Here is a 25,252-nt window from a genome sequence, read left to right on the forward strand (position 1 = left end):
TTGAAGTATCTCAATTATATCTTTCTGACTTCTGCCTTCTGCCCTCTGCCATCTGCCTTCCCTCAACTTAGATCACCAAAAGTTGCCAAGAACCATATTATGCTTCTAGTGACATAACTGTTGACATAGTTACATAGACAATTCAAAATTCCAAATGGTAAGACTTTCTGGCGGCAACCGAATAGAAAATACGGATTAGTATAAGAATTGTAACCTTCCAATTGTCAGCGGGAATTTCTGATGAACTTCTTGACTAACCTTCTGCATCTAGCTGGTTCAAGTGTCTTTGCCTATTACTCTGCTGCTCAAATTCGTGATTCTAAAACCCGCCCTAATATCCTTGCGGGGTTTCAGTTGGCCGAATCTGGCTCTGTGCCATTTTTATCTGCACTTAGCGATCGCGCATCTGCCGAAGGCGATACATGGTTAGCCGAAAAACTAGCAAAACATGCATTAGATGAAACTAAGCATGGTCAAATTTTTGCCCACGCCTTACAACAGCTAAATAAACAAGTTATAGATTTTAAGCGTCAACCCCAAACTACATCTACAAAAAAACCACAACAGCGTAGTCCCTTTTTCGCAGCATTCTTTGAGGGCTACACCCAAGAACAGCTCAAGCCTGCTGTGATTGATTGGGATGTGTTTATGGCTAGCACATACATTCTGGAGTTAGATGCGAGTAAAGACTTTGCGCGAATGGCGAAAGTATTACCTGATAACGAGCCAACCGCTCGTAATTTGAAGTTAGGAATGCTAAGTATTGCCCAAGATGAAACTGGACATGCTGCTTATCTCTATGAAGCGATGATGCGACGGATGTCTGCGACTAAGGTGGAAAAACTTGTAGATATGTGGCGAACTCGCAAGGTGAATGCCTTGTTGGCAATGGTTGACGGTATCCTCCAGCGTAATGGGGAAACGCAATCGTTAGTCCAAGATAGTGCACCGTCGGAAATCGATTCTGAGTTGGTAGCTACGTAATTATTAGATATCTTGAGTATTTAATGAGCAACTACCCTTGGCTGAAACTTTTCTTAGCCAAGGGTTTCTATATTCAATGTCATAACTTAACACAACTAAAGCATTTATTTATGTTGCGATGATTCGAGTGATACTCAAGCAACTTGCGTAATTAAAATCACATATCTAAAACATCTCAGAGATCCTTAACAGCGATCGCAATCTAATAATCTTAAATAAGATTGATCGCGTAATTTTTCAATATAGCAGGCAGTTCTTCCTTGCTTAGGCTTGTGAAAAACTTTTTATATTCCCGCAGCTGCTACACTAGGATGGAAAACCTAAAATAAGTAATAATCAGATAACTAGCGGTATATCCAGCAAACCTGAGTCAGGTGATTCCTACAAAAAAACTATGAAAGCTGAAGCAGAAAACCATTTCAGGCTGACTTGTGAAGTAGAAACTACCCTAAAAGTGATTGGCGGACGTTGGAAAGTTTTGATTATTAGAGAATTAATGACTGGCGTCAAACGCTTTGGTGAGTTGCAACGAGCTTTACCTGGAGTTACACAAAAGATGCTAACCCAGCAGCTCAGAGAAATGGAGGAAGACGGCATTATTCATCGAGAAGTTTATCCGCAAATCCCACCCAAGGTAGAATATTCACTGACGCCTTTAGGAGAAACTTTGCAACCAATTCTCTATGCTATGCACGAATGGGCTGTGCAACATTTAGCTCGAACAAATCACCATTAATATTGAGTATAGATAATAATTAATAATTAGCTACCTTATAATTTTAGCTAGCAGATTTCTCACAATTAAAAATTACGAATTATTTTATTCATTACTTCTTAAATATTCAATCGCTGCTTCTAATTTTGAAGGGTAACTTTCAGCAAATCTTTCAAACCAAAGTCCTTCAGACGAAAGTGGATCTACTTTGGCTAACCATTCTTTTGCCTGCACTTTTAAAGCTTCTAATTGTTTGGCTTTGAGTTGTTCTTGTAGAATTCGTTCCTGTTCTACTTCTTGCTGTCTTTTTAACTCAACAGCAGCATCTTCTTCAGCAAAATCAGCCTTAACTTCTGCTAAAAGCTTATCTATAAAAAATGCTGACTTTGGTGATGATGAAATAAACGATTTGGCTACAACTGATTTTGACTGCTGCTGTTGTAGTTGTACTTCTTTGCATTCAGTTTGAAGTTCAGCTAATAGCTTATCAATAGAATCCATTTTTACAATTCCTAATAAATAGTATAGCTAGTACCGCAAGTCAAAAGTCACAAGTCAAAAGTCAAAAGTATTATGGAATAAGCTCTTTAGGGATTTTAAATGGTTGCTCTATTTACGCCGTGGCGTACTAGTCATTAATGGCATTGAGTAGCACTTCCGATAGACTCAAATCTTCCATATCTTCCATAGTAATGGTGTCACAGATATCAAATTTGGCACCAGCACTTTGGAGTTCATCATCTAAGACTTTGAGAAAGCGGGTAGCTTGTTGATCTGTGCCAACTTGAATAAAAGAAATAGCTAATTCTTCATCTTGATCGATGCGACGAGAAGCTTCAATAATCACCCTCATGACTGCTTTGCGATCATCCGGCTCACCATCAGTAACTACTAAAATTGTTTCACCATTTGGCTTGGTTTGACCGGCTGCTTTGCGTTGAAGGTAATCATCAGTTGCATGTTTTAACACACTTGCCAAGTCAGTCGTACCAGAGGGATCGTTCTCTCGGAAAATTTGTGATACCTTGCTGGATGTGACATTTTCGTATCGCTTGAATTTGCCAGAAAATACATAGATAGTAATTCCATCTGGGTCAAATTGCTCACACTTACTAGCTAAAGCTAAAGTTGATTCTTGGGCTGCAACCCATCTAGTTCTACCACCCTTTTGATCTTGGGTTGCCATACTACCGCTTTTGTCAATAATCAAGGTATAATCACGATTTTCTAGCATTATTCAATTCTCCAATAAAGAATTAACAGTTCCTGGACTATGGGCGATCAATAAACATACAGCAGATTTTAAGTTTGTGAGGTACACAAGTGAAGTCTGTTACCCAAGTATAAAGTGTGTTTTACTCCTGAATTCTGAATTCTGCTATATTAGTCAGTTATTGCGTTCGTCAATACATCTACAAGACTCATATCTTCTAAGTCGTCTAAAGTGACGGTATCACAAATATCAAATTTAGCGCCGACACTTTGCAACTGGTCATCCAAAGCTTTGAGGAACTTAGTTGCTTGGGCATCTGAACCTACTTGAATAATCGAAATTCCTAATTCTTCATCACGTTCCATTTGGCGAGTAGCATGAATGATGACTTCAAACACAGCCTTGCGATCATCTGGTTCACCATCGGTGATAACTAAAATTGTCTCTCCGTTTGGCTTGGTTTTACCAGCTGCTTTGCGTTGAAAGTAATTGTTGAGCGCATCTTGAAGTACACCTGCTAAGTTTGTCGTGCCAGAAGGGTCATTTTCGAGAAATATCTGGGCGACTTTGGCTGAGGTGACATCATCGTAGCGTTTAAATCTCCCAGAAAACACGTAAACGGTAATGCCATCAGGATCAAACTGTTCAGCCTTTCTGGCCAAAGCGAGAGTAGACTCTTGGGCAATTTCCCATCTACTTCTACCACCCACCTGGTCGGGTGTAGACATACTACCGCTTTTGTCAATGATTAAGGTATAGTCACGATCGCTCATCATAATATTCCTCTGATTGTTACCCTGATGGTTCTAGTCTAATCTACGAATTTGACCATACAGCAAGCATTTTAAGGTTTTGTATCAATTATGCTACTCAAAAAAGCCGCGCCACACTTGATGAATGCGTTGGCGTAGCCCGCCGCAGGCATCGCCTAACCAAACCTAATCTCTTTATTCCTCTAGAGAATAAAATCTTCCCAGCCCCCAATCCCCTGTTGCATCAATATTTAGTCTGGGAATAATAAATTATACTCACGCTGACACACACGGAGCTAAACAGCTTTTGTTTAGCTCAATTTTAGAGATAATATTCGGGTATGAACCATCCTAGTTTCTTAGATAAACCCGCGCCAAAACAAAACACGCAGCAGCAAAACTTTTCTTTGGCATTTCTGTATCAGACAATCAACGGCATATCTGACCCAATTTTTGTCAAAGACCGTCAATATCGCTGGGTATTAGTTAACGATACCTACTGTGATTTCGTCGGTCATAGCCGAGAAGAATTAATTGGCAAGTCAGATTATGATTTTTTTCCGCAAGCAGAAGCTGATGTGTTTCGGGAAAAAGATGAACTGGTTTTCACCACAAATATTACTAATGAGAATCAGAGTATTTTTACTGATGCTCAGGGTATAACCCATCTTATCTCTACAAAAAGGTCTTGCTTTGAGGATGAGACTGGTAATAAATTTCTGGTGGGTAGTATTCGTGACATTATTTTACACAATGAAGCCGAGATTGCGGTTGTGACTGACAGAGGTGCTGATATTACCAATCTGATAGAAACCTTAGAAGAACTCCGGGTAATTGAAGAAGAACTGCGTCAACAAAACGAAGAACTAGCGATCGCTCGTGAAACGGCTGAATTAGAGCATCAGCGTTACCAGGATTTGTTTGATCTCGCCCCAGATGCTTACTTGGTGACTGATGTAGCCGGCATCATCAAAGAGGCTAACTATGTAGCCGCAGCTTTACTATCTGTGAAACAAAAATTTCTAGTAGGTAAACCATTTATTCTGTTTATCGCTGAATCAGACCGCCAAACCTTGATGAACCAACTGGCAAATTTGCAGCAGGTGCAGGATTGGGAAGTCTATCTACAGCCACGAAGAGGTACAGCCTTTCCAGCTCAGATCAGGATGGTTGCGATGTATAATTCACAGGGTCAGCAGGTCGGCTGGCGTTGGTTGCTTGGCGACATCAGCGAACAGCAAGCTGCGCTGCGCGACCGCCAGCAAGTAGAGAAAGACCTACACCGCATGAATGCTGTACTACAAGCTCAACAAGAAGCTTCTATCGACGGAATTCTGATTATTGATGAAAATCGTACAGTTACATCATCCAATCAGAAATTTTCCCAGTTATGGCAAATTCCTGCGGCACTACTCCAAACACGCAACGATCACCAACTTCTGAGATGGGTACTAGACAAACTAGTAAATCCAGACGAATTTCTGGCTAAAGTGGATTATCTTTACCAGCATCCAGAGGAAAGTAGCCGTGATGAAATTTTCCTCAAGTCTGGAAAGATTTTTGAACGCTATTCTGCACCCGTGCGTAAACAGCAAGGGACTTGTGGTGAGACATCATCTTTAGGAGACTATTACGGTAGAATTTGGTATTTTCGTGACATTACCGAATACAAGCAAGCAGAGGCAGAACTCAGGACTTCACAGCAAAGACTGGCGTTGTTGATTGAACAAACACCCTTAGCGATTATTGAATGGAATACCAACTTTCAGGTTCAGACATGGAATCGAGCAGCAGAAAGAATCTTTGGCTATACCACAGAGGAAATGCTGGGAAATCATTTTGAGATCATAGTACCTGAAAACCTTAGAAAGCACGTAAATGAGATTCTCATTGCCCTGTTAACACAACAAGGAGGAAGTTTTAGTGTCAATGAGAACGTCACTAAAGATGGTAGGACGATAGTCGGTGAGTGGTATAACAACCCGTTAGTGGCTGCTGATGGCCAGGTGCTTGGTGTTGCCTCAATGGTGTTAGACATCACAGAACGCAAACGAGCTGAAGAGGAACAGCAAAAATTTGTCGCTTTGATTGAAAACAGCAACGACTTTATTGGTATTGCTTCAATGGAAGAAGAAATTCTCTATGTGAACCCTGCCGGACTCAAGATGGTGGGACTTAGTAGCCTGGAAGCAGCCAAAACCAAATCCTTGGTTGATTTTTATTCCCCAGAAGCTTTTGCAGAGTTGAGAGAGCAAATTATTCCTTTGATATTTCAACATGGTTCCTGGCAAGGCGAGTTTCGCTATAGGCATTTTCAAACAGGTATAGAAATTCCCACTGATTGCAGCCTGTTTATAGTTAAACATCCTGCAACAGGAGAGCCTTTTTGTCGGGTAGCTATTATTAGGGACATCACAGAACGTAAACAAGCCAAGGAAGCCTTGCTAAAGTCGGAAGCGCAACTACGACAACAAGCCCAAAAACTTAAAGTTGCACTCCGCGAACTTCAACACACCCAGACTCACTTAATTCAAACTGAAAAGATGTCCAGTTTGGGTCAACTAGTTGCAGGAGTGGCACACGAAATCAACAACCCAGTCAATTTTATTTATGGCAACCTCAGCCCTGCCAAAGAATACACCCAAGATTTACTTTCACTTTTGCAACTTTACCAAAGTCATTATCCTGAACCTGCGCCAGAAATTCAGGATTTTGCAGACCAAATCGAACTAGACTTTTTGAAATCAGATTTGCCACAAATAATTAATTCAATGAAAGTTGGGGCAGACCGCATTCGCGAGATTGTACTTTCCCTGCGAACGTTTTCGCGTTTAGATGAAGCCGAAATGAAAGCTGTTGATATCCATCAGGGAATCGACAGCACTTTGATGATTTTGCAAAACCGCCTCAAGGGTAATGACCAGCGCCCGACAATTGAAATAATCAAAGAATACGGTAATCTACCGTTGGTTGAATGTTACGCGGGGCAGCTAAATCAAGTATTTATGAATATTTTGTCAAATGCGATCGATGCCTTGGAAGAGTCATTCATCATTTGTCCTATTCCTTGGGAAAATGCCGGAAACATAGAGCAAAGAACTTCCCCACAAATTTGCATTCGTACCCAACTACAACAGCCAAATCAGGTAACAATTAGGATTACTGACAATGGGTTGGGAATACCAGAAGATGATAAAAAACAACTATTTGACCCCTTCTTTACCACCAAACCCATCGGTCAAGGTACAGGAATGGGTCTTGCCATTAGCTACCAAATCATTACAGAAAGACATGGCGGTTCCTTAGAATGTTTTTCACAGCTAGGACAAGGCGCTGAGTTTGTGATTAAGATTCCCCTGATCCAGGATACATCAACATAATTCGTAATTAATAATACTCGCCTCTGGCGAGAAGCAAGCTACGTAATTCGTAATTTTAAAAGCTTGATCCCGTGAGTAAAAAAAAGTATTTCTGCTGCCAACAGCTACTTTCCTTATGAAAGTAGTAATTACAAATTATGAATTACGAATTAGTAATTATCTAAATGCCTCCACTTCTTCAGGAACCTTTATTTGGTCGAGAATTCCCCAAATTTCTTGTAACATCGGCTCTAACCCGGTGCGAGTAACTGCTGAAATCATAAAAACCGGGGCATAGGAGAGATGATTAAGTTGGGTGGCTAACGCCTCCAAATCGATAGTTTCCCGATCGACTGCATCAATTTTATTCAGCGCCAAAATTTGCGGACGTTCTGCTAAACCCCGTCCATAAGCTTGTAATTCTTCCTTAATTGTGTTGTAGTCTCTAACCACATCCTCACTAGTGGCATCAATCAAGTGAAGTAGTACCCGCGTGCGCTCGATATGGCGTAAGAAATCATGTCCCAGCCCTGCGCCATGAGCTGCTCCTTCAATTAGTCCGGGAATGTCGGCGAAAACAGTACCATCGCCAGTAGGTTTTTGCACTACACCCAAATTTGGAATGAGAGTGGTAAAAGGGTAATCTGCAATTTTTGGACGTGCAGCGGATAAAGATGAAATTAAAGTGGATTTACCAGCATTGGGTAAGCCAATAATCCCCACTTCTGCCAAAAGTTTTAACTCCAGACGCAACTGCTTTATTTCCCCTGGTAATCCTGGGAGGGCATATTCTGGGGCGCGATTACGGTTACTCAAGAAATGCTGATTTCCCAGTCCGCCTTTACCACCTTGAGCAATTAGCAAAGTCTGCTTAGACTCAATTAAATCTCCCAGCAGTTCGCCAGTTTCAGCATCATAAATGGTTGTACCGCAGGGAACTTCAATAATTAAATCCTTTCCTGCTGCCCCAGTGCAGTTATTTGGCCCGCCACGAGTACCCTTTTCTGCCTGGAAGCGATGGTTGTATCTGAAGTCCAACAAAGTTTGGAGGTTTTCTTCAGCAACGAAAAATACCGAACCACCTCGTCCTCCATTACCACCGGAGGGGCCACCAGTCGGCACGTATTTCTCTCGCCGAAAAGCGACAATACCATCGCCGCCTTTACCAGCTTCAACTTCAATTTTTGCTTGATCGATAAATTGCATCTTTCTAGAGTCCTGTTAGCGGATAGCTGGCGTTGAGCCAGTGCTGAGTTATAGGCGAGTTATAAATTATAAGTTTTAAAATCTTATTCCTCACTATCTACTTGTAACTTACACTTTTTACTTCCCTGCCCCTTTTGCTCAAGATATGGGAATATATAAAGAAAGTTGTAGCTAACCGTCTACGTAGAGGTTTAAAGTGGATACCATTGCAATTCCTGCTCTGAATCGGCCAGTGGATGCCACGGTAGAAATTCCTGGTTCTAAAAGTCTTACCAATCGAGCGTTGCTTGTCACGGCGTTAGCGCAAGGTGACTCAATTTTAGAAAATGCCTTATTTAGTGAAGACAGCGAGTATTTTGCCAAATGTGTAGAGCAGTTGGGTATTCCCATTACTTTGAATCCTCAGCTGGCACAAATTCAAGTGGCGGGAAGGGGAGGCGAGATTCCAGCTAAACAGGCAGATTTGTTTGTGGGTTTGGCAGGTACAGCAGCACGGTTTATTTCGGCGCTGGTGGCACTGGGGAATGGCGAATATCGCCTAGATGGGGTTCCCCGGATGCGAGAACGACCGATGGGTGACTTGTTGACGGTGCTGCAAACAGGTGGAGCAACTGTTAACTTTGAGGGAAACTCCGGGTTTATGCCCTACACCGTCTATAGTCAGGGATTCGCTGGCGGAAATTTTCGGTTGAAAGCCAACCAAACAAGTCAGCAACTTTCGGCATTGCTGATGATTGCGCCTTATGCTCAACAAGACACAATTGTTGAGGTTGAGGGTACACTGGTTTCTCAGTCTTACGTGAAAATGACCTGTCGTCTGATGGCAGACTTTGGCGTGGAAGTGATGCAAATCGGCGATAATCAGTTTCAGATCAAAGCAGGTCAACGTTACCAAGCTCGACATTACACTGTAGAACCCGATGCATCAAATGCTTCTTACTTTTTTGCCGCCGCCGCCGTCACGGGTGGACGGGTGCGAGTAAAGCATTTGACTAAACAATCCTGTCAGGGTGATATTCTGTGGCTGAATGTTTTAGAACAGATGGGTTGCCAAATTAAGGATTCGGATGATTACACCGAAGTGACGGGGCCGAGGCAATTGCAAGGCATCGACATTGATATGAATGATATATCGGATCTAGTGCAAACATTAGGAGCGATCGCTCCCTTTGCCAGTTCTCCAATTACGATTCGTAACGTGGAACATATTCGATATAAAGAAACCGACCGAATTAAAGCTGTTGTCACAGAGTTGCGTCGGCTAGGTGTTGAGGTTGAAGAATTTGCAGATAGACTAAAAATTGAGCCTGGGCCCATTACCCCAGCGGCGATTGAAACCTATCACGATCATCGAATGGCGATGGCTTTTGCTGTCACTGGCTTGAAGGTTCCAGGGATTGTAATTAAAGATCCTGGTTGCACAGCAAAGACTTTTCCAGATTACTTTACGCGATTCTTCCAAATGTTAGAGCAATAAGAGCTATTTTCGCCAAACTTACTTTTTCAGTGCCAAAGTTAAGCCATCTGCGATCGCTACTAAACTAAGACTTACTCGCTGGTCTTGATGCAGCTTTTGATTAAAGGCACGAATTCTTTTCGTTCTATTATCTTGCACCTGGGTATCGGCAACCCTACCTGACCAGAGAACATTATCGATCGCAATCAATCCCCCCGGACGCACTAATTGCAGCGATCGCTCATAATAGCCATCATAGTTGCTCTTATCTGCATCGATGAAGGCAAAATCAAAAGTTTCTGCTTCTGTAGCCAGTAGCCGATCCAAAGTCTGCAAAGCTGGGGCAATGTGCAGTTGAATTTTATCTGCCACTCCTGCTTGCTGCCAATAGCGCCGAGCGATCGTTGTAAATTCCTCACTGATATCACAGGCTACCACCTTACCGTCTCTCGGTAATGCCAACGCTACCACTAGGGAACTATAACCTGTAAATACCCCAATTTCCAAAGTTTTCTTAGCTGCCAACAATTGCACCAGTAACGCCAAAAACTGCCCTTGTTCAGGAGCAATCTGCATTCTCCCTATCGGATACTGGGCTGTTTCCTGTCTTAATTGGGTTAAAATTTTTGGTTCTCGCAGAGAGATTGACAGTAAATATTCGTGGAGGTTTTGTTCGAGTCCTAATGTTTTAATTGTCATGGGTATTGGGCATTGGGCATTGGGCATTGGGCATGGAGAATAGGGGATGAGTCTTTGATACTCGCCGACGAGTCTTTTATGCTCGTGAATGAGTCTTTGATACTCGCCGACGAGTCTTTTATACTCGTGAATGAGTCTTTGATACTCGCGAATGAGTCTTTGATACTCGCCGACGAGTCTTTTATACTCGTGAATGAGTCTTTGATACTCGCGAATGAGTCTTTGATACTCGCCGACGAGTCTTTTATACTCGTGAATGAGTCTTTGATACTCGCCGACGAGTCTTTTATACTCGTAGACGATTTTTTAGAATTCAAAATTATATTTAAATGCAACTCAGTATGGAATGGCACTAAGTTTAGCTCTTTATTAGGGTAAGGGACGAGGCAGAGGGCTGTCTTGCTAGAGTTATAAAATCCTTTTACTGCAAGCTTAAAAGTGCATTTTACAATATTCCCTTCTGCCTCCTGCCTTTCAGTATGATAAGCAAAGCGATCGCTTAGGATATTTAGATCATGCCAAATCTTAAAGAAGATGATAACGCTTTGCGTGAGGTGTTGACCCAAGCCAAAACCATCGCTGTTGTAGGTCACTCTAATAAACGTGAACGCACTAGTTATCAAATCGCCCAATTCTTGCGGCAAACAGGCTATACAGTTTATGCCGTCAACCCTTTAATTAAAGAAATTGACGGTCAACCCAGTTATCCTGCACTCCAGGAATTACCCGAACCCGTAGATATTGTTAACGTGTTTCGCCGTTCTGAGTACTTGCCAGAAATTGTAGATGAAGCAATTTCTATCAACGCGAAAACTGTATGGACACAACTGGGTATCTGGCATCAACCATCAGCACAAAAAGCTATAGATGCAGGACTAAATGTGGTTATGGATGCTTGTATTAAAGTTGAATATCTGCGGCTAAGAGTAGGTTCAGCCGGGGATATCTAGTGGGAGCAACCATAATTATGCGTACAAATAACTGGTAATTATTATGCAAAAAGCGATGTCTACGACGGGCTGCGCCTACGCACAAACATTCTATATGTAGAGATATTGCATACCAAGCCTTTACTTGAGTTACTTGCTTAAACCCTTCTAGAATAAAAACTATTGTAGGTAATTTTATTACTAAAGTTATTTTTATTGTGGGAGGTTATGATGAGCCGTCCAATAATTCTTGGTATTGTCGGCGACAGCGCGGCTGGTAAAACAACACTAACGCGAGGAATTGCTCAGGTACTCGGCCCAGAAAATGTCACGCTCATTTGTACAGATGATTATCACCGTTATGATCGCCAACAACGTGCAGAAATTGGCATCACTGCTCTCCACCCTGACTGCAATCATTTAGATATTATGCAGCAACATCTGTCGCTGCTACGCACAGGACAACCAATTCTTAAGCCAGTTTACAGCCATAAAACTGGCACATTCGAGCCACCACAGTATATCAAGCCGAATAAATTCGTCATTATTGAAGGATTACTCGGTTATTCTACTCGTGCTGCTCGTGACTCTTATGATGTTAAAGTCTACCTTGCGCCTCCTGAAGAATTACGTGCTAACTGGAAAGTCAAGCGAGATACGCAAAAGCGTGGCTACACACCGGAACAAGTACTAGCGGAACTAGAAAAGCGCGAACCAGATTCAGCAGAATTTATCCGTCCCCAGCGACAATGGTCTGATATTGTAATTAGTTTCTACCCACCCACTGAGGAAGAAGATGAAACCAACGGACACCTGAATGTCCGCCTAGTACTGCGCCCAACAATTCCTCACCCAGATTTCACTACAATTACTACCTCTGGCTGGAATTCCGAGTCAGCCATCCGTCTGGGACTAGACAGGGATATGAGTAAGCCTGTAGATGTCTTAGAAGTTGATGGTCATGCCACTTTAGAACAGGTGAATAAGCTAGAGCATATTATATGTTCGGATATGCCTCATTTAAGAAATATTTGCGATCGCGAAAGTAATCCAGAGCTGGGTAAAATTGCTGGTACAACTGGAGAAACACTGCAAAGTTATCCTTTGGCTTTGACTCAATTGATCATTACCTACCACATGCTCAAAGCAACGCAAATTCATCAGTAATTAGCGAAAATGAAGAGGTTAAAAGTGTTTGCGATCGCGTGTAGTGTTGGGCTGCTGAATTATACGATGCCTGCGACGGCAAACTAACGCACTTTGCTTACTCAAACTTCAGATGCACAAACACGCCCTTCAATCGGCTCATACTCATCTTCTAGCAACCAGAGTTCAGCCTCTTCGTAACTTGAACAAGCAAATATGACTTTATAACCCTCGGCGGGATCGTATACACAACACTTTCCCTCTGGATCAACAAGAAGTAACAACACATAGGGAGGCGACAGCATTGCATCAATCCAGACTTCGGCAAACTCCCAATTATTCTTCACCAGGTCGGTGCGGGGAATGACGTGGTATCGATTTTCTGCATCAATCACCTCTGCATAAAATAGCGGGATGCTTGAACCTTCTAGACTGATTCTGTAACCAGGCGATTACTAAGAGAATTCCAAAAATTAAATTACCCAATTCCTGCATCTAAGACGACTATCAGATTCTTCTCCCCCTGCTCAAGAACTGCTCCCCCAGCTATTGGTTTTTTTTATTTGGAAGTCCCTAAAGTATTTGATAGCCTATGCCCCATAGACGTAAAATATTACGACAACCATCTTCAAAATCTCCTTGAAAATTGATCATTTGAAAACTTGATAAAACCCAAGAAAGCTGCTCATAATTGCAAGGTTGATAAATAATTGGAACAATCTTATTTTCAAAACGATTCTGTTGGAGGGCAAATATTAACTCCCGCTTAACCCACATTGAATTTACTGAGTTTGGAGAAAGTACTACAAGGAACCAATCACATCTTTTTAGTGCATTTCCAATCTCATCATGCCATTGCTGTGCACCTAAAATGTTCGTTTTGCTGTACCAAACTGGAATGCTATGCTGACGTAGAACTTCTGCTAATTTAGAAACAAATTCTTGATCTTGGCTTGAATGGGAAAGAAAAGCTTCATTTGGTATCATTATTTAGAAAATCCACTCCTGTTAAGCAGCAGCTTTTTTGAGAGCTTGAGTAATATTTCTCAAACCTTCCTCATCATGCTCAAGATTTGATAAGTAAATTATCCCAAATTTCTTCAGAATCCAGGGAATTTCTAGTTCTAGTTGAGAAATTTGCTCAGAAGGAGCAGCAAGGACAGGAATTACCCGACCTTTATAGCCCTGTTCGCCTAGAGCATAGCCTACTTCGGCATTCATGTAAGGAGAATAAACTGAGTTAGGCGTTAGTAAAATAACCATTGCATCAGACTCTCGAAGCTCATTAGCAATAACTTCTGCCCAGTTATCGCCTGGAAAGAATTGAGTATCGTCCCAAACTTGGAAATCTGCACGCAGAGCATCAGCAATTTGCCAAGCTAACTTTCTATCTTGAGAGTTGTAGCTGATAAATACCTTCATCTCATCTCCTATCTCAAGTTTGTTCGATTAATAGACTAAATCCAATTTTATCTAAATCTCGTGGCAAGTATTTGAGAAGATGGTGTTATCAAAGGTATCTCTACATAGGAACTAGAGGTAAAATTCCCCAAAATTAAAGATTTTCTCAAATAAAGATGATTTTGAAAGCAAACAAGGGATAAATAAGGATAGTTCTATGTGTGGTGCTATTTTCTTAGTTTCCTATGACCTATTGCCTCAGAATTGCTGACCTACCTACAAATGAGCGTCCACGTGAACGATTAATGACGCATGGAGCCAAAATCTTAGCCACAGCAGAGTTAATCGCAATTCTTTTAGGCACTGGTCAAGGTCCGGGAAAACTATCTGCTGTGGGTTTGGGACAATATATCTTGAGTGAATTAGGCAAACACCAACGCGATCCTTTGGTAGTTCTGCGAGAAGTTAGTCCTGCTGAGTTGATGCAAATTTCTGGTGTTGGCCCGGCGAAGGCGACAAGTATCTTAGCAGCAATTGAATTGGGTAAACGCGCTTTTCAATCTCGTCCCAACGATGGCACATTAATTGATAGCCCACTTGCTGCTGCTGCTACCCTCAGTCAAGATTTGATGTGGCAGACACAAGAACGTTTTGCAGTGGTGCTATTGGATGTCAAGAATCGCTTATTGGGTACGCAAGTAATTACCATTGGTACCGCAACCGAAACCCTAGCCTCTCCTCGTGATATTTTTCGAGAAGTTATTCGTCAAGGTGCAACACGGGTAATAGTTGCCCACAACCATCCTTCTGGGAACCTTGAACCCAGCCAAGAAGATATAGAATTGACGCGTCAGTTATTAGCAGGGGCGCAGCTTTTGGCCATTCCAGTACTAGATCATCTGATTTTGGGCAATGGCAATCATCAAAGTTTACGGGAACTAACAACCTTGTGGGATGAGCATCCGCAAGGGGATTAGTGAAAAAGCAGAGGAGGAAATCAATTCAAAATTCAAAATTCAAAATTAAAGAATTCTGCCTCCTGCCCCCTGCCTTAATTATTTACGCTGACCTACTACTTGCTTTCTTGCATATTTCTGACTAGTTTAGTCACTAGCTTTCTGGGAGTAAATCTTACAGATTCAGCGAGTAGCTTATTTTTAATTCCAGGAACAACAACAGGTTTGTTTTCAAATAGACCACGATAGCCGATTTGGGCTACTGTTTCCGCAGTCATAATTTTTTGACCGCTTACCAACTTTGAGTCTTCCATTGCAGCTCTTTGTTGAAAACCAGATTCTGTAGGCCCTGGACAAAGTGCCGTTACTGAGACACCTGTACCTTCTAATTCATTAGCGATCGCTTCTGAGAACGATAAGACATAGGCTTTACTGGCATAGTATACTGCCATCAGCGGCCCTGGTTGAAAAGCAGCAGTAGAGGCCAGGTTTAATATTTTTCCAGACCCCCGCTTAACCATACCGTTGAGAAATAATTTGGTTAAATGTGTCAGACATAAGATATTGACTTGTAGCAATTGTATTTCAGCATTCAGGTCAATTTCGTTAAATAATCCATAGGTAGCAAACCCAGCATTGTTTACCAGCACATCAATATTAATCGATGCTTGTTCTAGCTCCGTGAAAATTTCTTCTGGGGCTGACGGGTTAGATAAATCCTTGGAAATAACTTTGACATTAATGCCAAATTTATTTTTAAATTCATCGGCGATTTTATTCAGCTTGTCCACGCTTCTAGCTACCAATACAAGATTGTAACCATCCTGAGCAAATAACTTCACAAATTCATAACCGATGCCGCTAGATGCACCAGTAATAAGAGCCGTTTTTTTGCGATTAGTCTGCATACTTTTCCTCTGTTAACAGCTTGAAATAAATAGATATCTGGTAAAAATAACTATGTATTAATCCAAAATCTTTATATAGACGTAGGCTACATCTCTCCATTCTTTTTCACTCATATCTTTTATGAATCATTAGTTATTAGTCATTAGTCATTATTAACCTAACGCTCTTTAACCTTGATTATTATCTCTCTAAAATAATTAACAAGTGCTAAGTAAACAAAACTAATTACTGACTACACAACAATAAGCACTTATTTATTGCCATTGGGAAATTTCCAAACGAACTGCCGCATTTGTTCCTAAAACTTTTTGCCCGCGTTCGGGTAGAGGAACATACGCAACATATATACCGGAACTGGATTCAGAAGTCGGATTTAACTTTGTTAGTGGCTCTTTTTGATCAGAATTCCAACTGTATTTAGCCTCATAAGTGCTATTTGATTCGGCAACATCAGTAATTAGATAGTCAGACCATAGAGGTACTTGATCGAGATGATGGTCATGTAACCAATTCGTCTCTTGTTTTGTGAAGGAATGCAGTGCTAAACGCAGGGCATATCTACAGGTATTATCGTCATTGGCTGAGTTTCTTGGGATTAAGAAAGCTGTAAATAGGGGAACAGGTTTATCTGTTCGAGTTAACTCTTGTGTAATTGGGCAATAATGAGCGATCGCTTGCTCATATATAGGAATAGGAAGACCACGCAAAGCCACCCTAGTTTCCAGTTGATAAAAATTCTTGTCCTGGTCTTCTAACTCGACATTGCTAAGAGAGAGTTTCACCTGGATATCACCAAACAAAAATCGTTGCAGGTTTTGATAACCTTCTTCCGAGTTCACCATGCCATAGCGTCCACCATGAGAACGGTGAATATAGGCACGATGAGAACCCATGATATAAGCTTTATCAATCTGAACTAGACCATCACTTTTAACTCCGACTGTCTGGCGTGAAAGACCAAAACCTTCTTCATAATCATGAGCATTAGTACCGATAATACAAAAAACGCGGTTTGGTGAAAATGCGTCCTCTATACTTTGTAGTTTTTCTAACTGAAAGCCCTTGGGTAACTCATCAGTTAGCTGGGCTTTAGGTGTTAAATACTGATACATCCTCTGGGGGCCAAAGTCATCAGAATTATTTAATCTCAAGGTGTCTCTCAGGTTTTCGATCAAGCCATTTCCAATATCAAAAACAATGCCACCATGAGGTGTACCGTAGGTAAAGAATTTGTCAATGTGATTGGTAGCTGCGTCGTTCGTTTCTGGATAAATCTTTTGAATCAAACTGCGACAAACAAGACCTCCCATTGAGTGGGCGACAAGATAAATTTTGTCCGCTCCTGTGGTTTCCTTAACATTTTGAATCAGGTTTCTTAAACCCTTTGCTATATCCTCTATCTCTTGGCGGACTACACTTGAGGAGCCAAAACTCGGTGTAGATATATCATAAAATCGATAGATCCAAATAGTTTTATGAAGTTGATCGGACAATCTTTTAATCTGATTGCTCACATTCTGATTGTCAACAATTGGTTGATAACCATGATCGGTCATTAGCCGTAGCAATGGACTCTCGAAAAAAAACTTCCGAGGATTTTCATTCTCATCTACTCGAATATGGGTTGAACCACTATTGAATCCATAAAAGGGATCGTCAACTGTTTGCTCAACGTCTTTTTGTGTACCTGCATATCCACGAACAAAAATGATTGGTAAATACTGCATATATATCCTTCCTGTTTAATAAATATTCTTTCTCATTCCCAGGTTAAATCTAGGAACGAGAAAAAATATCCAGACCAGTTATCTTTGTACAATATTTTATGAATTCGTAGTGAATTCTCTGCGCTCCTAGTAGAGCATTCAAAACACTACGATTTTACACAGGAGCTGTACTTAGAACGTTTTCACGAACTCAATTAGCGCTTTTTTATCTTCATCTGGCAGATTTGAGCCAAAATAATGACCTTCATCTTCCACAAAGTCAGGAGATTTGTTGGCTCTTAAAAGTACGCGTGCCAACTTACCCTTAATTCCACTGCCCGGTTTCAAGTCTTGGAAAAGGTTGCCGAGATTGAGAGATGTAATTGCCTCTCTCATATTGATGCTTGCTAGCAAATTCACAGGCGTACCTTTAGGAACAGGAAGTTTAAATCTCGGATTCGGATCTCCTGGGGGAAGCTCTAATTTAGTTTCTCGGTCTGTTCTGCTGATAATTCCCTCACGCTTTTCAGGCCAGAGCAGCTTTTCCATAGCATCAGTATAAGCTTCTACACGTCCTTTCACTGAAGGATCTTCGTTGTAAAGTCCTAGCGTATTGTTGTGAAGAAGTGGTGCTGTTGCCCAAATGCTCACTAGTGAAGGTGTACGGTAATATCCCAAACCGCCGTCTGGTATCTTAAATTCGATGGGTTTTTTCTGATCGAAGGGGTTATACAACGTCAAAGTACCTGGTGAAGGTAGTTCTTTGTAAGTCTTCGATGAGAACTGATCCCAAATATGCCCCTTAGCGGCATTTGTCCCTAGCGATCGCGCCGCATTGGTACCAATTAATGTCACCGGATAACGCTGGTCATCAGACAAGAAGTTGTGGTCGAGAAAATTACTACTGAGTACAGACTCTTCATACCATTTCTGAGCCTGTTCGGGGTCAGCAGCAATTTCAGCTGGTGGTTTTTTGCTGGAATGGCAACTAGCACAAGTGCTGGCAAAAACCAGCTTGCCACGATTGAGAACTTCCTCATCTTTAGTCAAGAACTCTTCACCACCTAGTGCATCTTTCAGGTGCATCGGCTGGATAGTTTTCAGGAATGCTTCGGCATCAGCCATACGTGTTTCTGTCTGTCTCCAGCCTTCGCACTCCTTCCGTGCCTTTTCGATGTCAAAAGGTCTTTGGGGAGTTCTGCCTAATAAAGGCTCATGGAGACTTGTCCAGTAATCGCCGCACATCCCAATGTTGACGTAGACACGTAATGAGGCAATTGGCACTCCTGTAGAGTCTGCACCATCCTTGAGAATATGATTAACATCCTTGGTTGAACCATCGTTCATCACCTCTGGATATTTGGGGCGATCGCCTAAATTAAAAATGGAATTGATCGCATTCGGATTATTGATGTGATCGGTGGCAATCCGAGAAGTATCAGATGTCCCCGGTTTTTGAGAGTCAAGTACTTGCTTAATAAAACTATTGTCTGCAACGCTGGATGCAAATAATTTGTTTTCCTTGATGTACTGATTACCCAATGCTGGTACCAAGTTTTCCCATCTTGGATGTTCCTTATCTTTGGGTGGATTGAGAGGATCTAATCCGACGTGACAGATGGCGCAGGACTGCCCGATCACGTAGGGAGGCTCAATTTGTGAGGTTTTGGCATATTCAACAGGATTCCATTTTGCCGAGTCGAAGTTGGGGTTTGGAAACTTACGCAATCCAATAACACCACTTGAGAGTCGGTCTTTACACTTATCTAGCCACAAACCATATTCATCTGGCGCTGTTGCTTTTTCACATCCAGGATCGTTAATTGCACCATAACGTTGCAATCGCTCGTCATGCACACGCGAATCAATCAGCTTTAGCAGGTCAACACCACCAAGCGTTCGCTTCGCTAGATCGCGATAGTACTTGGCGTTACCGCCAGTCCATAAGTACCAAGTACAACGACCTCGCTTTTCAGCATCTGTCAAATTCTCCTTTGTATACTCTGGGAGATAACCGATACCCTCGCAGTTATCAGGATATTCAGATACAGCCGTATCCGAATACTCAGTACTTATGGACGCAGGTGTTTCACTATACTCATCAGCTAAAGCTGTAGGCGTTCCATAAAAGCCGCAGACTATAAACATAGTCACAAATAGGAGGAGCAGACAGCCCTTAAAAATTAGACTTGTCTTTTTCATAAAACTCTCTGGTTATAACACCTAAACCTTTTCCATTGCACCTCACGTTTGCAGAGGTACACTAATGCTCCATCACTAATTTCCCATTTTCCAGATTTAGTCTTGGGATATTTTGATGATTTAGAATGTACCTTGCTGAGGTTCGTTATATATGAAGTTACTACACAAATTTGCAAAACGTCATCTATAAACTTTTATACATTTCTAAATCAAAAATTTAAAAAATTGTAAATTTACAATGGTGTTCAATAACCAATTTGCTATGGTTATATCGATTTCCTACCTACTTGGTTAGGTTTGTAACAAATTGTTAGCAGCTACTTTTAAGGTTGCCTTAACCTTTTAAGAGAAATAAAAGACGTAAATTTTCACTTTTTTTAAGAATTGCTCTGTAAATCCCATCGCTTTACAAACTGCAAAAGTCTTTATATAACTGTAAAAACCAATAAGGATAAATATCCATGCTAAAACTTGGTAGGTAAATTTAAGTAACAAAAACTTAATACTTAGCGATCGCATCCGAAAACCTCCACTGGAGATTTGTAGACATAAGAAATTGCCCTCCCAGAGACACTAGAAATAATATTGCTCTGGCGAGACTATTAGTGCTACGAAAAATTTTGCCGCCTAATTTTATTGCCGAAACGAGAGAAGACAGAGGAACACATGGAAAACGATATTATCTTTGAGCCATTGAGATTTCGTAATCTCACGGTAAAAAATCGCATATTTCGCTCAAGTATTTCTGGAAGATGGGATAACTATGATGGTTCAGGCACTCAAGCCCGAATTAACTGGGAAGAAAAGTTTGCTCGTGGTGGTGTAGGAGCTATTATTACTTCCTTTGTCCCAGTCGCCATCCGGGGACGAATTATGCCCAATTACGCCACCATTGACTGTGATGAGCGCATTCCTTTTTGGCGAAAAGTAGGTGAAAAAGTCCACGAATATGACTGTAAATTGATCTTGCAATTAAGTCATTCTGGGCGACAGCAAGATATTGGTGGTGTAGAAAACTCAGGAAAAAAAGCCTTAAGTTCCACCAGCCAAACTGAGCCATTCCACGGCTTTCTGTGTCAAGCGATGACACTAGCAGAGATTAAAGAAACAATCCAATACTTTGCCGATGGTGCTAGACGTGCTCGTGAAGCAGGTTTAGATGGAGTAGAATTGCACAGTGCTAATGGATATCTTTTTAACCAATTTCTTAGTTCTGGAATTAACGACCGTCAAGATGAATATGGTGGTTCATTAGAGAATCGAGCGCGGTTTTTGCTAGATGTCATTAGAGCAATCCGCAAAGAAGTAGGCAATGACTTTCACCTGCAATTCAAAATTAGTGCCGTTGACTATAACAACGCCGTCACCTTTTGGGAAAAACCAGGTAATACCATAGAAGATTCTATCCAAGTTTGTAAATGGGCAGAAGAAGCTGGGGCTGATGCTGTGCATGTGTCAACTGGTAGCTTATTTCCTCACCCGCTCAATCCCATTGGTGATTTTAATTTTGATATTATTACTAAAACCTATGATGCTATGTTGTCGAGTGGCATAGAGACTACACGCAACTACATTTTATTCCGCAAAGCATTTTTGCATCCAATTTTCAATCTTTTATGGAACCGTGTGAAAAAGCAATTGCATCCTCAAGCATTCAGTGGTGATGATGTAAAAGACCCTAAAATCAAGCAGCTACTGATAGAAAACCAAGGCAGAAACTTACTAGATTCTAGAGAAATTAAAAAGCACGTTAATATTCCCGTATTATGTACAGGTGGTTTACAGCAGGCTTCTTATATTCGTCAGGCAATTGAGGAGCATTATTGCGATGGCGTCACAATGGCTCGGACATTAATTGCTAACAATGATCTAGTTAAATCTTTTAAAGCAGGTAAAGATTTGGCGGATAAACCCTGTACCTATTGCAATAAATGCCTGCTGAATGTAATTGAAAATCCCTTAGGTTGTTACGAGCAGGATCGCTTCAATAGTTATGAAGAGATGATGGAAGAAGTAATGTCAGTCTATCATGAACCTCAGTTTGCAAATTTATCTAGATAAAAAAGCGATGCGTATCACCTCGACAATTTCGCTTACAAATAATCTCGACAATATGGGGAGTGTTTCATGACTGAACAAACAAACCCTACCCTACTTCCAACCTCAATCAAAGGAGTCTTCCAGCGGATTTGGGTTGTGATTGTAGGTATTGTAGCAGTAGCAGTATTTTTCCTTTGGCCTGTTTTATCTAACTCCCCAGTGGATTATGCTGATATTGAAAACCACTTTAAATACGGTTCAATTGGCAGCGAACCGGTCAATGGCATCCCTTACTGGATTTGGAAAGTTTTACCAGAATTATTCCCAGATAAATTACCTGGAAAAGGTTATACTTCTCTGGGATTTATCAAAGAACCTGACAAAGATTTGCCTATAGGTTTTTCACAACGGCGAGTCTTTATCGATAGAGTTGGGTTGAATTGTGCTGTATGTCATACAGGAACGCTGCGAGATACCCCTAATAGCGAACATCAAGTCATCACAACAATGCCTGCTAATGTGGTTAATTTGCAGGGATATATCAAATTCTTATCAGCAGTTGGTGTAGATGAGCGCTTTACTGCTAACCGGATGTTGCCAGAAATTGAAAAAATCAGTGGTGGTCTTAATCCCATTGAAAAATTACTTTATCGCTTCATTGCAATTCCTCAAACTAGAGATGCATTAATTAATCAGGCATCTCGACTTAATTTCGTTGAAAAACAACCAGATTGGGGTCCAGGAAGAGTCGATACTTTTAATCCTTATAAAGCAATTCAATTCCATTTTCCAATGGATAAGTTGCGTGAGGATGAACTGATTGGTACTTCTGATTTCCCTTCCGTTTGGAATCAAAAACCTCGTGAAGGATTGCAGTTACATTGGGATGGTAATAACACTTCCGTTAATGAACGAAATAAGAGTGCGGCCTTAGGCGCTGGAGTCACACCCACAACGATTGATTTGCCTCGAATTCAGAGAGTTGCCGATTGGCTTTGGGAACTACCACCGCCAAAATATCCCTACGAAGTTAACGAAACTATCGCAGCGAAGGGAGAACAACTTTTTGAAAGTAATTGTGCTAGTTGTCACGCTTTTGGTGGCGCATATACAGGCAAAGTTGTACCAATTCAAGAAATTGGGACAGACCCCCATCGTCTTGACTCATATACCTACAAAACGATGTCGAATCAAAATACTCTGTATACAGGCTATCCGTGGCGCTTTAAGAATTTCCGCAAGACTAATGGCTATGCAAATTTGCCCCTTGATGGTGTTTGGTTACGCGGCCCTTATCTGCACAATGGTTCAGTTCCTACTTTACGAGATTTACTAGAAACACCAGAAAATAGACCAAAAGAATTCTATCGTGACTACGATGTGATTGACAGAACAAAAGTTGGTTTTGTATCTGATGTCAGTGTAGAAAACGGTAAGCAATACTTTAAGTTCGATACTACAAAACCTGGAAATAGTAACAGTGGTCACTTATACGGCACTGATCTTTCCACAGAAGATAAAGATGCGTTAGTTGAGTACATGAAAAAGCTTTAAAAGGAGAGAAAAATGAATAATTATGCTAAATGGTTTAGTCGCGTTACTTGGCTCGGTATTATCGTTAATATGTTTTTTGTCATTCCCTCGTGCTTCTTTCCAGAATTAATGCTGACGTTTCTTCAGATGCATATACCAGTGCCAATTATCTGGGTTCGCGCTGCAGGAATGCTGTTATTTATTATTAGTGCATTTTATATACCAGGAGCACTTGATCCATACCGTTATCAGGCAACCGCCTGGATATCAATATTTCCTTCACGAGCTTTTGGATCGACATTTTTCATTTGTGAAGTACTTTTCTTTGGACAAGATAAAGGATTTTTATCCATTGCCTTTGTAGACCTGTTTTTTGGATTAACGGAAGTAATTCTTCTGACACTAGCAATGCGCGATCAAAATGCGATCGCTGCAACTCCAGTGAAGCAATTCTCCTAATTTTATCCCTAGTATAGTGTGGGTATATTGCCTGCACTACAAACAGATTCTTCTGCAAAGGAGCAAAAGAGTGCCATGACAATACTCAAAAATAAAATAGGTAGAGTAATCGCAAGTATTGTTTTAATTGCGAGCCTTTTAGTTGGTATAGTTGGGTATGTGGGATGGTACAACCTTTTTCGAGAGGTTCCCACATATTATGAATCGTCTGAAGAACACTTTAAATATGGTTCTATTGGCACAGAAGAAGCGCAAGGTGTTCCTTATTGGATTTGGCTGGTACTACCACGAATATTCCCTGATAAATTACCAGGGCCAGGTGGTTATACTTCCTTAGGAATCACATGGGAAGAGGGGAAAGAAATGCCAGTTGGGTTTACGAAAAAAACCATTGGCTTCCCTCGCGTTGGTATAACTTGCGCTGTTTGTCATACTGCCACCTTTAGAAAAACAGAGAAAGATAAACCCACAATTGTAGCCGCAGCTCCTGCTAATAAGTTTGATTCACAAGGCTATTTACGATTTTTGAGTGCAACTGCTGGTGATCCCAGATTTACAGCAGATTATATCCTTGACGAAATCAAATATAACTATCAGCTTTCGTGGTTAGAAAATTTACTTTATCGCTATGTGCTAATTCCTCAAACTAAGAAAGCGCTGCTGCAACAAAAAGAAGACTATAGTTGGACAGATTCTCGTCCTAACTGGGGCCCTGGTCGGATTGATCCTTTTAATCCGGTTAAATTCAATACTTTGAAGTTGCCCAAAGATAACACTATCGGTAACTCTGATATGATGCCTCTTTGGAATCAAAAGATGCACAAAGGGTTTGCACTCCATTGGGATGGGTTAGAGACTTCACTAACAGAAACTGTTCAAACTGGAGCAATTGGTGATGGTGCTACCAAAAAATCACTTCCTGTAGCCGATTTACAACGGGTAGAAGATTTTATTCAAGAACTACCACCTCCTAAATATCCATTTGCAGTTGATCAGCAAGTGGCTGCAAAAGGAAGTCAAATTTTTGCTAACACTTGTGCATCTTGTCACGCTTTTGGTGGGGAAAGAACAGGTACTGTTATCCCTGTGGAAGAAGTGGGAACTGACCGCCATCGGTTAGATATGTGGACACAAGAAGGAGCAGATACTTACAATCATTTTGGTGATGGCTACCCTTGGGACTTTAAAAACTTACGCAAAACCAATGGGTATGTATCTGTTTCCCTAGATGGATTATGGTTAAGAGCGCCATATTTACATAATGGTTCAGTTCCATCTTTACAAGATTTGTTAGAAAAACCAGAGAATCGTCCTCAAGTTTTCTATCGGGGATATGATGTCTACGACCCGAAAAAAGTTGGTTTTATTACTGAAGGAAATGAAGCCAAAACTATAGGTTTTAAATACGATACTACGGTAACTGCTAATTCAAATCAAGGACATATTTATGGCACTGATTTATCTGATGAGAATAAAAAAGCTTTAATTGAGTATCTGAAAACTCTGTAATTAACAGTAGTTGCTAAATCAGAAAATGATTTTTAGCAATCCTAAATCATTTGTGAAATATTTTCTTTCTACACTTCG

General features: G+C 41.1%; 22 protein-coding genes. 11 read left to right on the top strand and 11 right to left on the bottom strand.

The window, feature by feature from the left end; genetic code table 11:
- Positions 1–240: 240 nt before the first annotated feature.
- A complete protein-coding gene (locus V7K89_RS29030; RefSeq protein ID WP_335193460.1) occupies positions 241–984 on the top strand; it encodes a ferritin-like domain-containing protein in 744 nt (247 codons plus the stop codon).
- A gap of 394 nt (positions 985–1,378) precedes the next feature.
- Positions 1,379–1,720: a winged helix-turn-helix transcriptional regulator gene (locus V7K89_RS29035; protein WP_322673153.1), complete on the top strand. Its 342-nt coding sequence runs from the start codon at positions 1,379–1,381 to the stop codon at positions 1,718–1,720.
- An 84-nt stretch (positions 1,721–1,804) separates the two neighbouring features.
- Here V7K89_RS29035 and V7K89_RS29040 read toward each other — a convergent pair whose 3' ends face one another.
- From V7K89_RS29040 to V7K89_RS29050, 3 genes are all read right to left on the bottom strand, one after another.
- Positions 1,805–2,200, bottom strand: a complete 396-nt coding sequence (locus tag V7K89_RS29040) for a salt stress protein, Slr1339 family (protein ID WP_335193462.1) — start codon at positions 2,198–2,200, stop codon at positions 1,805–1,807.
- Between the two features lie 127 nt (positions 2,201–2,327).
- The gene (locus V7K89_RS29045) at positions 2,328–2,933 is read right to left on the bottom strand and encodes a vWA domain-containing protein (RefSeq protein ID WP_335193464.1); all 606 of its coding nucleotides are present in this window, start codon (positions 2,931–2,933) and stop codon (positions 2,328–2,330) included.
- Between the two features lie 149 nt (positions 2,934–3,082).
- Positions 3,083–3,688 (bottom strand): vWA domain-containing protein, encoded by a 606-nt coding sequence (locus V7K89_RS29050; RefSeq protein WP_334908204.1) that lies wholly within the window; start codon positions 3,686–3,688, stop codon positions 3,083–3,085.
- Between the two features lie 317 nt (positions 3,689–4,005).
- Between V7K89_RS29050 and V7K89_RS29055 the strand changes: the two genes are divergently transcribed.
- On the top strand, positions 4,006–7,044 hold the full coding sequence (locus V7K89_RS29055) for a PAS domain-containing sensor histidine kinase (protein ID WP_335193466.1): 3,039 nt from the start codon (positions 4,006–4,008) through the stop codon (positions 7,042–7,044).
- A gap of 156 nt (positions 7,045–7,200) precedes the next feature.
- Here the strand turns inward: V7K89_RS29055 and obgE are convergent, their stop codons facing one another.
- A complete protein-coding gene (gene obgE, locus V7K89_RS29060; protein WP_335193468.1) occupies positions 7,201–8,229 on the bottom strand; it encodes a GTPase ObgE in 1,029 nt (342 codons plus the stop codon).
- A gap of 196 nt (positions 8,230–8,425) precedes the next feature.
- Between obgE and aroA the strand changes: the two genes are divergently transcribed.
- The gene (aroA, locus tag V7K89_RS29065) at positions 8,426–9,706 is read left to right on the top strand and encodes a 3-phosphoshikimate 1-carboxyvinyltransferase (RefSeq protein WP_335193470.1); all 1,281 of its coding nucleotides are present in this window, start codon (positions 8,426–8,428) and stop codon (positions 9,704–9,706) included.
- Positions 9,707–9,724: 18 nt separating this feature from the next.
- Here the strand turns inward: aroA and V7K89_RS29070 are convergent, their stop codons facing one another.
- Positions 9,725–10,384, bottom strand: a complete 660-nt coding sequence (locus V7K89_RS29070) for a class I SAM-dependent methyltransferase (protein WP_335193472.1) — start codon at positions 10,382–10,384, stop codon at positions 9,725–9,727.
- 515 nt (positions 10,385–10,899) lie between these two features.
- On the opposite strand from V7K89_RS29070, the gene V7K89_RS29075 reads away from it, so the two are divergent.
- Positions 10,900–11,334, top strand: a complete 435-nt coding sequence (locus V7K89_RS29075; protein ID WP_335193474.1) for a CoA-binding protein — start codon at positions 10,900–10,902, stop codon at positions 11,332–11,334.
- A gap of 210 nt (positions 11,335–11,544) precedes the next feature.
- On the top strand, positions 11,545–12,480 hold the full coding sequence (locus V7K89_RS29080; RefSeq protein ID WP_335193518.1) for a phosphoribulokinase: 936 nt from the start codon (positions 11,545–11,547) through the stop codon (positions 12,478–12,480).
- A 101-nt stretch (positions 12,481–12,581) separates the two neighbouring features.
- On the opposite strand, the gene V7K89_RS29085 is transcribed toward V7K89_RS29080, so the two are convergent.
- The 3 genes from V7K89_RS29085 to V7K89_RS29095 all read right to left on the bottom strand — a co-directional run bounded on the left by V7K89_RS29085 (position 12,582) and on the right by V7K89_RS29095 (position 13,881).
- Positions 12,582–12,854, bottom strand: coding sequence for a hypothetical protein (locus tag V7K89_RS29085; protein ID WP_335193476.1), 273 nt, complete (start codon positions 12,852–12,854; stop codon positions 12,582–12,584).
- Positions 12,855–13,032: 178 nt separating this feature from the next.
- Entirely contained in the window at positions 13,033–13,446 is a 414-nt protein-coding gene (locus V7K89_RS29090) for a toll/interleukin-1 receptor domain-containing protein (RefSeq protein WP_335193478.1), read from the bottom strand.
- A 21-nt stretch (positions 13,447–13,467) separates the two neighbouring features.
- A complete protein-coding gene (locus V7K89_RS29095; protein WP_335193480.1) occupies positions 13,468–13,881 on the bottom strand; it encodes a toll/interleukin-1 receptor domain-containing protein in 414 nt (137 codons plus the stop codon).
- 224 nt (positions 13,882–14,105) lie between these two features.
- On the opposite strand from V7K89_RS29095, the gene radC reads away from it, so the two are divergent.
- On the top strand, positions 14,106–14,837 hold the full coding sequence (radC, locus tag V7K89_RS29100) for a RadC family protein (RefSeq protein WP_335048676.1): 732 nt from the start codon (positions 14,106–14,108) through the stop codon (positions 14,835–14,837).
- A 95-nt stretch (positions 14,838–14,932) separates the two neighbouring features.
- Here the strand turns inward: radC and V7K89_RS29105 are convergent, their stop codons facing one another.
- The 3 genes from V7K89_RS29105 to V7K89_RS29115 all read right to left on the bottom strand — a co-directional run bounded on the left by V7K89_RS29105 (position 14,933) and on the right by V7K89_RS29115 (position 19,579).
- Positions 14,933–15,724: an SDR family NAD(P)-dependent oxidoreductase gene (locus V7K89_RS29105; protein WP_335193482.1), complete on the bottom strand. Its 792-nt coding sequence runs from the start codon at positions 15,722–15,724 to the stop codon at positions 14,933–14,935.
- 255 nt (positions 15,725–15,979) lie between these two features.
- A complete protein-coding gene (locus V7K89_RS29110) occupies positions 15,980–17,452 on the bottom strand; it encodes an esterase/lipase family protein (RefSeq protein WP_335193484.1) in 1,473 nt (490 codons plus the stop codon).
- Between the two features lie 171 nt (positions 17,453–17,623).
- Positions 17,624–19,579 carry a hypothetical protein gene (locus V7K89_RS29115; RefSeq protein WP_335193487.1) on the bottom strand — a complete coding sequence of 652 codons (1,956 nt, stop codon included), beginning with the start codon at positions 19,577–19,579 and terminating at the stop codon, positions 17,624–17,626.
- A gap of 720 nt (positions 19,580–20,299) precedes the next feature.
- Here V7K89_RS29115 and V7K89_RS29120 point away from each other — a divergent pair.
- The 4 genes from V7K89_RS29120 (at position 20,300) to V7K89_RS29135 (ending at position 25,174) form a co-directional block, all read left to right on the top strand.
- A complete protein-coding gene (locus V7K89_RS29120; RefSeq protein WP_335193489.1) occupies positions 20,300–21,694 on the top strand; it encodes an NADH:flavin oxidoreductase in 1,395 nt (464 codons plus the stop codon).
- 66 nt (positions 21,695–21,760) lie between these two features.
- A complete protein-coding gene (locus V7K89_RS29125) occupies positions 21,761–23,227 on the top strand; it encodes a c-type cytochrome (protein WP_335193492.1) in 1,467 nt (488 codons plus the stop codon).
- Between the two features lie 12 nt (positions 23,228–23,239).
- Positions 23,240–23,665: a hypothetical protein gene (locus tag V7K89_RS29130; protein ID WP_335193494.1), complete on the top strand. Its 426-nt coding sequence runs from the start codon at positions 23,240–23,242 to the stop codon at positions 23,663–23,665.
- Between the two features lie 75 nt (positions 23,666–23,740).
- Positions 23,741–25,174 carry a c-type cytochrome gene (locus tag V7K89_RS29135; RefSeq protein WP_335193497.1) on the top strand — a complete coding sequence of 478 codons (1,434 nt, stop codon included), beginning with the start codon at positions 23,741–23,743 and terminating at the stop codon, positions 25,172–25,174.
- The last annotated feature ends 78 nt before the right edge of the window (positions 25,175–25,252 follow it).

The sequence above is a fragment of the Nostoc sp. genome (genome assembly GCF_036917515.1).
Lineage (GTDB): Bacteria > Cyanobacteriota > Cyanobacteriia > Cyanobacteriales > Nostocaceae > Nostoc.